Source organism: Anaerobacillus alkalidiazotrophicus (genome assembly GCF_001866055.1).
In genome coordinates this window covers 10,733-23,448 of the sequence record NZ_MLQS01000001.1, presented here as the reverse complement: position 1 = coordinate 23,448, position 12,716 = coordinate 10,733, and the positions used below count along the sequence as shown (strand labels likewise).

The window sequence follows — 12,716 nt, the reverse complement described above, 5'->3', positions numbered from 1 at the left end:
TAAAACTCAACCTTTAAGGATAGAAATCTATACTTTTTATTTATGCCTGTGGTATGAGTTAAACTAACAGTCAGTGGGAGATGAAGGAAACCCCCACTGATTGAAGTTCAGCTTTATTGTGAAGCAAGCTTTTCATTTTGAACTATTCAAAATGAACTCTTGACCCGTGCTCATAACTTGCTTCGTCTTCCTGAGACATGCTGCCTCGAGACATAATTTCTTTAACGATTTCCCTGTGGATTGTTACGCCTTCAGCATTTAAATAAGGAACCACCTGTTGTAAGCTTCGATGAAAATAAGCTAATTCTTTATCTGTCCATTCTTTTTTAGACATCATTGAGAGCTCAGTCATATCACGGCCAACATACATGAACAATTCCCTCCTCAGGCGAACCGTTATTTAATTAAGATGAGTTTTTCTCATCTTTTCTAGTCTTTGTAGTAACAATAATAAGTATTCGGTATAATGTTTGATGTACATACTTTGTAGGAGGCTTATATATGGAACGAAAAGTTGCACTTGTAACAGGGAGCAGTCGAGGAATCGGAAAAGAGATTGCACTTCGATTAGCAAGTATAGGTTATGATATTGTCATTAATTATGCAAGAAATAAAACAGCTGCAATTGAAACTGCAAAAGAGCTAGAAGCCTTAGGAAGCAATGTACTAATTGTTAAGGCTAATGTTGGAAAAAAAGAAAAAATCCAAGAAATGTTTACTCAAATCGATGAGCGCTTTGGGCGGTTAGATGTCTTTGTTAACAATGCTGCTTCTGGTGTGTTAAGGCCTATAATGGAGTTAGAAGAAACTCACTGGGACTGGACAATGGATATTAATAGTAAAGCTCTTCTATTTTGTGCGCAAGAAGCTGCGCGAAGAATGGAAAAAACAGGTGGTGGGAAAATTGTATCGTTAAGTTCACTAGGCTCTATTCGGTATTTAGAAAATTATACTGTGGTCGGAGTTTCGAAAGCAGCACTTGAAGCGTTAACGAGGTATTTAGCAGTTGAATTAGCTGCAAAAAACATTGTAGTAAATGCTGTTTCAGGTGGAGCAGTTGATACAGATGCATTAACTCATTTTCCAAACCGTGAAGAAATTTTAGAAAATGCGGCAAATAGAACACCGGCAGGGAGAATAGTTACCCCAACTGATTTAACTAATGCAGTCATGTTTTTATTATCTGATGATGCTTCAATGATTAGAGGGCAAACTATTATTGTAGATGGTGGTATTTCTTTATTAGTTTAACTAAGCATATAATGTTTTTTCTACACTATTTATTGCTTCATCATTCATTATTCTCACCAGTGAGATACTATATGTAGCTCGATTTAGGTAATACTGAAATTCACTCCATTAAATAAAATTAATATTTTTTTGGATAAAATCACATCGTGAGGAGATATTAATTTTTGTGGAGGTGATAGTGATGAAAAATAATCCATCAAAAACTAATGCACAAAAAGTTAAACAACAAAACCAATCTTCTGCTCAAGGGCTAAGCCAAGAATTTGCTAGCGAAACTGATGTTCAAGAAGTTCGTCAGCAAAATCAACAATCAGCTCAAAAGAAAAGTCAACAACAACAATAATTGAGAAAAGCACTCCTTTACACGAAGGAGTGCTTTTTCCTGTTTCTGTAAGCTTAATCAAATCATATATTTCTACAAAAGTTCTTACGCATCTACATAACTAGTCAAAGGAAACACTTTTAATACATCGAATTATTAGAGTTATAAAAGGATTCTTCTAGTTAGGAGTGAACGATCCTAAATTGATAGCAATATAACAATATAGAAATAGCTATTACAAAATTTAATGAACTTATAAATTATTAATTTTCGCTACTAGGATACTAAATATTGTTGGATAAAGACCGTTTCTAATAACATTTAGACTTATGTAGCTCCATTTAGGTAATTATGAAATTCACTCAATTAAAAACCTATTTTTATCCGAGGATATTGGAAGGGAAAATTATAGTTAGAATGTAATCTAGCTCGAGGTAGCTAGGCTTAACCACTTTAAGGCACTTTCAGTCTACTTATCGACCGGTATTTGGTGTATGTTCTTCTGGTTTTGCCTACATTCAGTTACCTAGCGCTTTTATTAGGAGGCGAATATAGTGGGACATAATGATTTTGAAAAACTTGTCCAAATTCAAGTAGAGATTGCCGATCAAATAATAGCTATTGAAAATGAGATTGAGTATTATGAAAAATTAGAGAAAGAATTGGTTTTGAAACGCGATAGAGAACTTCATAAAAAAGCATTAGGTTGTAAAGATGAGCAAGTAGAAACAGAGTTTGCGATTCATTATATTCAAGTAAAGCTACAACAAAAAAAGGAGTTATATGATCATTTAAGAAAGGCCTTTCAGCATAGGTCTGAAGAATATGTGCAAACATTTTGTGGATAATAGATTTATTTTATAGTTAAATTCCGGACCACCCTAAAAAAGGGTGGTTGTTTCATTTCAAATTTACTTTTAAAACTGTATAATAGATATGATAGAAAAAAAAGCACTAATAAAATGGGGAAATGTTGTTCAAATATTCGAAAGTTTAAGGAGTTGAAATCATTGTTCTTTAAAAAAAGAAAAAGCAAGCAGAAAGGAGAAGTAAAGGAACAAATCATCAATGTTACAATTGGTCAGGTGAGACAAGCGGTTAATGAATATGCGGACGGACTTAAGCAAGGCATCTCACTTCGAACATTAATCTTAGATGATCACTCCATTGATTTTCATTTATTAAAAGGGACGCTAAAAGGGCTGCCTAGTCAACCTTTTTATATGTCCAAAGAAACGTTTGAAATATTTGAAACAGCTGAACTTCCTAAGCAAATTGACAATGTTCAAAAAGCAGTAGATCAGTATATGCAGGAAACAGGTGAAGAACCCATTATTCCAGGGAATCCGGATAGGAAAATCAGCTATTACTTAATTAGGCATTATTTGCATAATAAACCTGAAGTTGAATTATACCTTGATAAAAGGGATAAAATGGTGACTCATCGGCGTCCTGAATAATACAGAAAGGAGATTAGCATGAGTTTCCCAAAGACAGGAAGCAGCATTCAAGTTCATAGCTATAAACATAACGGGACTATACATCGAATTTGGGAAGAAACCATTGTGTTAAAAGGGACGTCGAATGTTGTTATTGGTGGAAATGATCGTATTTTAGTCCAAGAAGCAGATGGCAGGCATTGGCGAACTAGAGAGCCAGCGATTTGTTATTTTGACTCTGAAAAGTGGTTTAATACAATTGGGATGATCCGTTCAGATGGAATATACTATTATTGTAATTTAGGAACACCTTTTACATGGGATCAAGAAGCCTTAAAGTATATTGATTACGATCTAGATATTAAAGTCTTTCCAGATATGACATATGTAATTTTGGATGAAGATGAGTATGAGCAGCATCGTAAATTAATGAACTATCCTGAGGCGTTAGATAGCATTATTCAAAAAAGTATGACGGAACTAATTAGTTGGATTACTCAACGGAAAGGTCCTTTTGATCCTCATTTTGTAGAAATGTGGTATGAAAGGTTTCTACAATATCGTGATTAGTTCTGAATTTAAATACGTTGTAATAAAACGTAACCTCGACATTTACAATTAGTCGAGGTTACGTTACATTTATAATCAAAAAATACAATGTTTTATGTAGCATTGTACAAGTAATTCAACACGAGGATATTCTTGTAGAAACAACAAGCACAATTATTTATGACGTCTAGAGCTGCGGCGCTTATGCTTTTTTATCAGGTAAGAAAGTATAAAATTTCTAACTTAAAACTGTCTAGCGCAAGCAGCCTACGAGCTCGGTCACTTCAGTCAAGCAACTAACTTCAATTACCTCTTGAAATCCTTTGTTGATTAGCCTCATGCAGCTTTGCTCTTGAGCTAACGGAGTGGCACAGGAGCAGCTGCTCGTGACCAAGGCGCTTGCGCTTTTCTTAAAAATGGTGGTGATTTAATGGATAGTATTAAACGTTATTTACTTTTTGTAAAACCTTATACGAAAGAAATTATTGGGACAATTTTTATTGGTATGTTAAAATTCGGTATTCCTCTAGCTATGCCACTTATCTTAAAATATGTTATTGATCACATAATTGGTGGAAATCAATCTGCTAATGAAAAAATAACAGAATTAGTTTGGTTAATGGGGATTGTATTTGTTATTTTTGTCTTGTTAAGACCGCCTATCGAATATTATCGCCAATATTTTGCGCAATGGACCGGTAGTAAAATTTTATATGATATTCGTGATCAATTATTTTCACACATCCAAAAACTTAGTCTCCGCTTTTATTCAAATCGTAAATCTGGAGAAATTATTTCAAGAGTAATACATGATGTAGAACAAACCAAAACATTCATTATTACAGGTTTAATGAATGTTTGGCTTGATATGTTTACCATAATTGTGGCAATTATTATTATGTTTACAATGAATGTAAAGTTAACAATTGTAGCTATAGCGCTACTACCGTTATACGGATTTTCGATTAAATTCTTTTATAGTAGACTACGAATGTTAACTAAAGTACGTTCACAAGCATTAGCAGAAGTTCAAGGTCACCTTCATGAAAGGCTACAGGGTATGACTGTTATTCGTAGTTTTGCTCTTGAAAATTATGAACAAGAACAGTTTGATAGAAGGAACTTTAATTTTCTATCAAAAGCGATTGATCATACGAAGTGGAATGCAAAAACGTTTGCTGTTGTTAATACGATTACCGATATTGCTCCTTTATTAGTCATAGGTTATGCTGGATTTTTAGTTATTAATGAAGATTTAAGTATCGGAGCAATGGGTGCCTTTGTTCTATATATGGATAGACTTTATAATCCGCTAAGGCGTCTGGTGAATTCTTCAACCTCACTAACACAATCAGTCGCTTCTATGGATAGAGTATTTGAATTTATTGATGAAAAGTATGATATCGTTGATCATTCAAAATCAAAAGAATTAAAGAATGTTAAAGGTGATGTTTGTTTTGAAAATGTGACTTTTTCCTATGACGAAGACAAAGAGCCAGTTCTTAAGAATATTAATTTAACTATTCGTAGTGGTGAAACTATCGCTTTTGTCGGAATGAGTGGTGGGGGAAAAAGTACGTTAGTAAGCTTATTACCTAGATTTTACGATGTGAATGAAGGAAGAATTCTCCTTGATGGTGAGGATATAAGAAATTATAAAGTGCGTTCATTAAGAGATCAAATTGGAATGGTTTTACAGGATAATATTATTTTTAGTGATTCTATTAAGTTTAATATATTAATGGGCAACCCCGCTGCAACTGAAGAAGAAGTGATAGCTGCAGCAAAAGCAGCAGATGCTCACGAGTTTATCATGAGCTTACCCGAGGGTTACGAAACAGAAATTGGTGAGCGAGGAGTAAAACTCTCTGGTGGTCAGAAACAGAGAATTGCTATAGCTAGAGTGTTCTTGAAAAGTCCAAAGTTATTAATTTTCGATGAAGCAACATCTTCACTAGATAATGAAAGTGAACATTGGATTCAAGTCGCTCTGGAGAGATTAGCAAAAAATCGTACAACATTTATCGTTGCACATCGTCTTTCAACAATTACACATGCGGATAGAATCGTTGTAATTGAAAATGGGCAAATTTCTGAAGTCGGTACACATGATGAGTTGCTTAATCGTGGTGGAACGTATCGAAAATTATTTGATATTTAACAAGTACAATAAATAAAGTGTATCTTGAATGAAAGATAAGCATGGAACTCGTATACATAAAAAGTCCAAATACCTATAGGTATTGGACTTTTTTTCAGTAAGCCACGTATCAATCAAATGACTAATAACTATTCTTCTCTATCCTTAAGATTCACTTCATTTTCTTGCTTATGGTAAGTAAAGAAACTGTCGACAAGTTTATCTAAGTATTCTAATTGATCACTATATTCAATAATTTGAGCAATAACTGGGAAAAGGTGAAGCCATTCATTTGAGTCAATATCCTCTTTTTTATAAAAGTTCATAAAAAGCTCTGTTAACTCTTTTTTGCCGTGGCAAACCTCTTGAATACATTCGTCAGTTGTGTGAGATTTTACTTTACCAGCATATTTAAGAAGGATACGTTCATGATAATTTGTTAAATAATCAAGTCGATCTCGAATTAGCATTTGTAATTCTTCCGGCATATGATGTAGTTCATTTTCTCTTCTGTTTAGTGATTTCAAGATCGTTAGTGCTTTATTTGAAGTAGCTAGCATTTGGCGAAAAAGTACAACTTTTCTTCCTTTTGCATATTGTCGCTTTTTAAAGTAATTTCGCTCTTCTTTATATAAAAGAAAGAGATTGTTAATTTTCATCATCGATTCTTTTAGTTTTGATAAATCCTTCTTAAGCATTTTATGCTTGGCATCATTCCTCGTTAAAAGACGAATCCACTTAATAATATTTTCAGTACTATTAGAAATTTTGTAATAAAGCTGAGTTTCGTGCTTAGGTGGAATGAATAATAAATTAATAATAAATGCTGAAAATACACCAATCATAATCAAAAGAAATCGAGTTGTTGCAAAAGTAATGAAATCATCTGTAGGAGTTTCCATAATAATAATAACGGTAACTACTGCAAGTGGAATAATTGAGTTCATTTTTAATTGAATATTAATAGCAATCACAATGATAACTACGACACCAACAACAAAGGGATCATGACCGAATGTAAGGACAAATATTACAGCTAGTATGGCGCTAATAATGTTTGCCTGAACCTGTTCTAGTATTGTTTGAAAGCTTTTGTAAATTGAAGGTTGAATAGCAAATGTAGCTGCTAAAGCAGCAAACATAGGTGGTTGCAAATTAAAAGCAAGAGCCACGTAAAGCGAAAGTGTAATGGATAAACCGGTTTTAAAAATCCGGGCTCCAAGTTTCATATCTTTATTAATTCCTTTCGTTATAAATTTCTATTATAGTCTAAATATTTTTACCTATATCCTATTATTTGATTGTTAAACAAGTATTATTAACAACCGCACTAAACTTAATCCATCGAAAGGTAATATACACTTAATTTATAAAACAATCAAGATAAAAAAGTTTTAGTATTAAAATGATTTCGTTTTCAAAATTGACAAAAAAATGAAATAAGGTTCTTTAAAAAAGGTCAAGTTTACCAGGTGATAAATCTGGTAAACTTGACCTTTTGGAGATAGAAAATGAAAAGATATTATTTTTACATTATAAAAGATAATGTTGTTCGCGTATTGTGCATTTATAATGTACTCAATATTTTTTTATACACCAGAATTTATAAATTTCTAACTTGGAAACTGTCTAGCGCAAGCGCCTACGAGCTCGGTCACTTCAGTCAAGCAACTGACTTCAATTACCGCTTGAAATTCTTCGTTGATTAGCTTCATGCAGCTTTGCTCCTGCGGTTACTCGTCGCACGGAAAACAATTGCTCCTGCGGTTACTCGTCGCACAAAACACTGCTTCGAGGAAGCTTACTACGAAGCAGTACTTGAAGATGCAGAAGCATGTAAGAAGCCAAAGAGCGGCTTCTGTCAAAGGCCGCCCCAGTGAAGCTACTACTTGGATTACTTCGAAGCGGCTTTGCTCTTGAGCAAACGGAGTGGCACAGGAGCAGCTGCTCGTGACCAAGGCGCTTGCGCTTTTCTTATTATTCTGTAGAAACTGATGGATCTGCCTGCTCTTTTGTCGGGATTACTTGTAAGAAATGTTCTTCTGGCTCAGTAAGCAACATACCGATGATTTCAGCTTCTTCTGATTGACCATTCTTCGTTAGTATATCTTTGTAAATAGTCAATAGTTCTGTTAAATCATCAATTCCTCTATTGGTTAACGGCTGAATTGTGACGTGAGCTCCTTTTGCAATGCGTCTAAGAAGAGCTTCCTTTGTTAAGCCAACTTCAGGTTGGTGACGTAGATAAACAATCCCACCAGTCATACCAGCACAAATCCATGGACCAGGATCTCCTAGAACAACACCACGGCCATTTGTCATATATTCAAAAGCAAATCCTTTTATATTAGCGTGTGTACCTATGTTTGCAAAGTAATCGGTACGAAGTGGTTTTGTTACTCGGCCACCAATAATCATATCTGCCCCAGAAAGGCGAATCCCTGCTCTCGCATCGGCATTTCCTTGAATAATGAAAAGTCCTTTTTGAGCGCCATACCCTGCTCCTTTACCGACTGATCCATTATAATACCTACCGTCAGCTCCTTCAGATTTTAAAATTGCAAACGAGCCACCAAAGGAAGTTTTTCCAATGCCGTCTTGAGCCCCACCTACTACATTAATAGTTACACCAGCACAATTGTATGCGCCAAGTCCATTCCCAGGAATTGATCCATCCTTAAAATTTAAGGTTACTTCAGGAAGGTTCCGATAAGAACCATCGAGTTTTCCTCTTACTCGATGACACGAAACGCGACTTCCTAGCACTCGTTGCTCTGCAGTTACAGAAGTGAACTCTCTAGATTGAGAAAGTTCGTCTACGTTTCCATCTAAATATTCAGCTCCAACTGCAAGTGATAACGCAGTTTTTTCCATTTGCTGATGAGAATCAAAATGAGAAATATCAGTTACTGAAATAGTTTCTAACATACTAGTTAAATCCATTAATTCTTTACCACGTACTTGCTCTAGTAAATCTGATCGTCCGACGAGATCTTGTGTACGCTTTACACCTAAAGATGCAGTAAGTACTTTCAACTCATTTCCAAATGCTGTGAAAAGGTTTATCAATCCATTAACGGCCAAATCAAACTGCCGAGGAACGAAACGACGCAACCCGTGTTCTTTAGCTTGTTCTTCACTTTCGATTTGTGTTGCAATCCCGACATGACAAGTATCTAAGTGACAACCACGACAAGTTGTACAACCAACCGCGATCATCGCTAATGTACCAAATCCAACTCGGTTAGCCCCTAATAAGATAATTTTCATAACGTCAAGAGAGCTACGCATTCCGCCGTCGGCCCAGATTTCAACAGAATTTCGAAGTCCTGCTTCAATAAGGGCGTTATGGACTGCTTTTACACCAATTTCAATTGGTAGGCCGACATGTTGGATAGCGTGAACACGAGCAGCACCGGTACCGCCGTCGAACCCACTTAATGAAATAAAATCAGCCCCGGCTTTAGCAATTCCTACAGCGATAGTTCCTATGTTTGGGACGATTGGTACTTTAACGGCTACTTTCGCTTGGTCATTAGCAGTTTTAAACTCTGTAATTATTTGAGCAAGATCTTCAATTGAATAGATATCATGGTTGTTAGATGGTGAGATAAGGTCTGATCCAGTAGTAGCATTACGAGCCGCTGCTACTTTTGCCGTTACTTTAGAACCAGGTAAATGTCCACCTTCACCAGGTTTAGCTCCTTGCCCTATTTTTAATTCGATTAAATTTGTTGAATTAAGGAGCTCTACATTTACCCCAAAGCGACCAGAAGCAACTTGTTGCCCTCTTGTATTCGGGTATTTACCTAACATATCCTTGATTTCTCCACCTTCACCATTTAACGAAATCATATTTAGGCGTTCGGCAGCTTCAGCGTAAGCTCGGAACGCAATTTCATTTTGAGAACCGAATGACATAGAACTGATAATGAATGGGAGACTATGCTTTTTAATACCGATATTAACATCTTCTGGATTTAATTTCTTTTTTGATTTCTTTATATCTGTTAAATGTCTAATAGAAATAGGATTTTTTAATTCTTGTTCATTAAGCTTATTTTTATAATCCTCGTAAGTTGCGGCACCAGTTGCTAAGTCTCCTATTGACTTCCATATACGAGGGAAGAAATGAAAAAGTTTTCCTGGTTTTGATTTGTCGCTATGAAAATCTTTGTAGCGTGCTAAAGCATCTTCTTTTAATGTTTTAAAGTTAAGAACTACTTCGCTTGACCCTAAGAAATTTACAATATTTAATACATCAGCAATTTCTTTATTCAAACCAATCGATGAAAATAAACGACCGTACCCGCGTAACTCATGTATACCAATTGTAGAAATAATTTTTTCTAGTCCTTTGTTTAATGCGGTGAAAAGCTTAATTGCTGGTTCATCACTTTGTTCAACAACTGTTGCAAACATTAAATAAGGATTAATGATATCTGCACCTAACCCAAACATTACAGCTACATCATGTAATGAACGAACACTAGCAGACCGTACAGCGATTGAACAGCCACGTCTTAGTTCCATTTCTGTTAACCCTTGGTCAATGGCAGAAACGGCTAAATGAGGGTCTAACCACAATTGATCTTCCTTATGTGCTTTTTCATCATCTAGGACAATAAGTGCGGCACCGTTTTTCGTTGCTAAGGCAGCTTCTTCAACTAATCGTTTTAATACATCCTCAATTTTTTCCTCTTTAGAAAAGGAGATAGCAATATAATAAACTTCATTTTTATTTTTAAAGTTTCCCATTACTTGCTCATAAGATGGGTGGTTATTCTCTCTAGCTATAAATTCACCAGGTGAACCTTCAATTACGAGTGGTGATGCTAGCTCGATAACATGAAATGGTGCATCCGTAAATGGTGATGGACGCTTACCAACAATAACTCGAGTTGAGAAATGTTCCATTTCACGTTCTCTATCGATTGCTGGATTTGTCACGACTGCTACACTTTCTTTAATAAAATCAGCCAAGTTTTTACGATTCTGATCAAGAGATGCAAGAGGGGCATCATGACCTAATGAACGAATTGGTTCTACACCTTTTTCAGCCATTTGCTCCACCATTTGAATGTGTTCACGATTCCATCCAAACGCTGAATAGTAATTGTTTGTTACTTTTATTTTCATTTTATGAGGTGTTTTAATGTTCTCTAGTTTTGTACTTAAACGTTTACGGCTCCCCGTAAAGTTCAGTCGTTTTTTCATCCGATTATAGACTTCTTCTTGAACTTCATCGTGAAAGTAAACTTGAATATCGTCTCTATTCCACTTTAAGGAAACTTTTTCACCAGGGGCAAGTGGTTTAGGATCAGAAACAAATTCATTAGTGGTTAAAATTCCTTGTTCAGAAGAAAAATAATACGTACTTTTATTTTCTATCATCCAAAGAGGACGCAATCCTAACGAATCTAAGGAAAATACCGCTTCATCTCCATATCTTGAGATGATACCAGCTGGACCTTGGGCAAAATGGCCCCATGCTTCGCGAATATACGTATATAAATCTTGTAAGTGTTCTGGAAAAGATTTGATTTCATTTATGATTGGTGGGAACATAATTTCAAGAGCTTCAAATAAAGAATAATTATGTCTACAGATGAATGTTTCTAAGATGCGGCTTAAATCTTGGGAATCGCTAGCACCTTCTACAAGAGGCACGCCTAGCATGGCTGCTTCGTCACGTAATCTAGCAATCGTATTTATTTCTCCGTTATGTCCTAAGAGACTGAATGGTTGAACACGAAAAAAGTTTGATAATGTGTTTGTGGAATAGCGATTATGGCCGAGTGTCATAGTAGAAGCTACTAATGGATTAGATAGATCCTTGTAGAATTTAGGTAAGATATCACCAGCACCCATTACTTTGTAAACAGCAGAGTATTGGCTGAGAGAGGTAACGTGAATATAAGCGTCTTTTTCGATTTCAATTGTTAAGTCAAATAATTTTCTAGAGAGATTTTCGACATTGTCATTGGCAAGTAAAGCTACTTGCCAAAAGTAAGGCTCTTCTCTGCGTCCCAATGGTCCTAATGCATCAGAGTTGGTTACTTGATCAGTTTCATAGACAACCTCTAAGTTAGCTTTTGCAAATTTAACTTTAATGTTATCTTTAGATTTTGTTACATCAGTTTCCTTACTTATAAAGAAGTGACCGACAACGAAATTTGGATTATCTACAATATTGGGGGTTTGATTGACTTCATGTAACTTTTCTTTCCAGAGAGCACGAGGTATATCGATGTGTATACCAACGCCATCACCTTCTTCATTAATAAAGCCTGCACGGTGATTCATTTTTATCAATGCGTTAATACAATTATCAATATTCTTCTTTGTTGGGATACGCTTCTTTTCAATGGCAGAAACAATACCGCATGAGTCATGCTCTTCATTCTTAAAACCAGTAAAGTGTTCGGGGCTCCATTTAATTTTCATAGTATTTGGTCAAGTACTGACCGTCACCTCCAATAAAAAAGTTAGACTAGCTTTATTAAGAAATGGGATAGAAGCTAAAGTCTATAACATATGATGTATGAGTTTGTTTACGCCATTTGGCGGTATTGTGCGCTCGTTTATTAGATGGACATTTAGGCTGGTTGAGTTGAACCATTCTTAACCAAATATAGAGTTGTAGTTATGTTTATTAGATTATGAAATTTAATTTAATCAATCTTAAAAAAAACCAATACTAGATTGGTAGGTAACGACAGAAGTATGTTAGTTGAATTGTCAGAATTATAAAATAAGTATATCACTTGTTAATATTTAAATCAATTATTTGTATTTATTCGAATGGACGAGCGACAATTAATATGTGAAGGTTTATTAGTGGCAAGTTCGTTTAAGTAAAGGATTTTTTTGATCGGTTTCTTTTTCAAAGAGAACTCGTTCTAGCTTCGCTAGAACATCGGAAATTCAGATGGAGTCTCAACTCCACCTGAATGGAAGTTCCCACCTATACTACGCTTAGAGGTGGGGTTCTATGCCCCTTAAGTACAAATTA

Annotated in this window: 9 protein-coding genes; 6 read left to right on the top strand and 3 right to left on the bottom strand. The window is 35.3% G+C overall.

Going from position 1 to position 12,716, the window contains the following annotated elements; genetic code table 11:
• Nucleotides 1-142: 142 nt before the first annotated feature.
• Entirely contained in the window at nucleotides 143-370 is a 228-nt protein-coding gene (locus BKP45_RS00095; RefSeq protein WP_071387843.1) for a cytosolic protein, read from the bottom strand.
• A gap of 131 nt (nucleotides 371-501) precedes the next feature.
• On the opposite strand from BKP45_RS00095, the gene fabL reads away from it, so the two are divergent.
• From fabL to BKP45_RS00065, 6 genes are all read left to right on the top strand, one after another.
• On the top strand, nucleotides 502-1,251 hold the full coding sequence (gene fabL, locus BKP45_RS00090) for an enoyl-[acyl-carrier-protein] reductase FabL (RefSeq protein ID WP_071387842.1): 750 nt from the start codon (nucleotides 502-504) through the stop codon (nucleotides 1,249-1,251).
• A 181-nt stretch (nucleotides 1,252-1,432) separates the two neighbouring features.
• Entirely contained in the window at nucleotides 1,433-1,594 is a 162-nt protein-coding gene (locus BKP45_RS00085; RefSeq protein WP_071387841.1) for a gamma-type small acid-soluble spore protein, read from the top strand.
• 533 nt (nucleotides 1,595-2,127) lie between these two features.
• Nucleotides 2,128-2,421 (top strand): hypothetical protein, encoded by a 294-nt coding sequence (locus tag BKP45_RS00080; RefSeq protein ID WP_071387840.1) that lies wholly within the window; start codon nucleotides 2,128-2,130, stop codon nucleotides 2,419-2,421.
• 162 nt (nucleotides 2,422-2,583) lie between these two features.
• Nucleotides 2,584-3,033, top strand: a complete 450-nt coding sequence (locus BKP45_RS00075) for a DUF3939 domain-containing protein (protein ID WP_071387839.1) — start codon at nucleotides 2,584-2,586, stop codon at nucleotides 3,031-3,033.
• A gap of 18 nt (nucleotides 3,034-3,051) precedes the next feature.
• The gene (ntdP, locus tag BKP45_RS00070; protein ID WP_071387838.1) at nucleotides 3,052-3,582 is read left to right on the top strand and encodes a nucleoside tri-diphosphate phosphatase; all 531 of its coding nucleotides are present in this window, start codon (nucleotides 3,052-3,054) and stop codon (nucleotides 3,580-3,582) included.
• A gap of 409 nt (nucleotides 3,583-3,991) precedes the next feature.
• Nucleotides 3,992-5,722: an ABC transporter ATP-binding protein gene (locus BKP45_RS00065; RefSeq protein ID WP_071387837.1), complete on the top strand. Its 1,731-nt coding sequence runs from the start codon at nucleotides 3,992-3,994 to the stop codon at nucleotides 5,720-5,722.
• 128 nt (nucleotides 5,723-5,850) lie between these two features.
• On the opposite strand, the gene BKP45_RS00060 is transcribed toward BKP45_RS00065, so the two are convergent.
• The gene (locus BKP45_RS00060; protein WP_071387836.1) at nucleotides 5,851-6,930 is read right to left on the bottom strand and encodes an FUSC family protein; all 1,080 of its coding nucleotides are present in this window, start codon (nucleotides 6,928-6,930) and stop codon (nucleotides 5,851-5,853) included.
• 748 nt (nucleotides 6,931-7,678) lie between these two features.
• Nucleotides 7,679-12,148, bottom strand: a complete 4,470-nt coding sequence (locus BKP45_RS00055) for a glutamate synthase-related protein (RefSeq protein ID WP_071387835.1) — start codon at nucleotides 12,146-12,148, stop codon at nucleotides 7,679-7,681.
• Nucleotides 12,149-12,716: the final 568 nt, after the last annotated feature.

What these genes read in the sequence shown, in the direction of transcription:
- BKP45_RS00095 (WP_071387843.1), bottom strand. Translation starts at nt 370, where the DNA reads ATGTATGTTGGCCGTGATATGACTGAGCTCTCAATGATGTCTAAAAAA.
- fabL (WP_071387842.1), top strand. Translation starts at nt 502, where the DNA reads ATGGAACGAAAAGTTGCACTTGTAACAGGGAGCAGTCGAGGAATCGGA.
- BKP45_RS00085 (WP_071387841.1), top strand. Translation starts at nt 1,433, where the DNA reads ATGAAAAATAATCCATCAAAAACTAATGCACAAAAAGTTAAACAACAA.
- ntdP (WP_071387838.1), top strand. Translation starts at nt 3,052, where the DNA reads ATGAGTTTCCCAAAGACAGGAAGCAGCATTCAAGTTCATAGCTATAAA.
- BKP45_RS00065 (WP_071387837.1), top strand. Translation starts at nt 3,992, where the DNA reads ATGGATAGTATTAAACGTTATTTACTTTTTGTAAAACCTTATACGAAA.
- BKP45_RS00060 (WP_071387836.1), bottom strand. Translation starts at nt 6,930, where the DNA reads ATGAAACTTGGAGCCCGGATTTTTAAAACCGGTTTATCCATTACACTT.
- BKP45_RS00055 (WP_071387835.1), bottom strand. Translation starts at nt 12,148, where the DNA reads ATGAAAATTAAATGGAGCCCCGAACACTTTACTGGTTTTAAGAATGAA.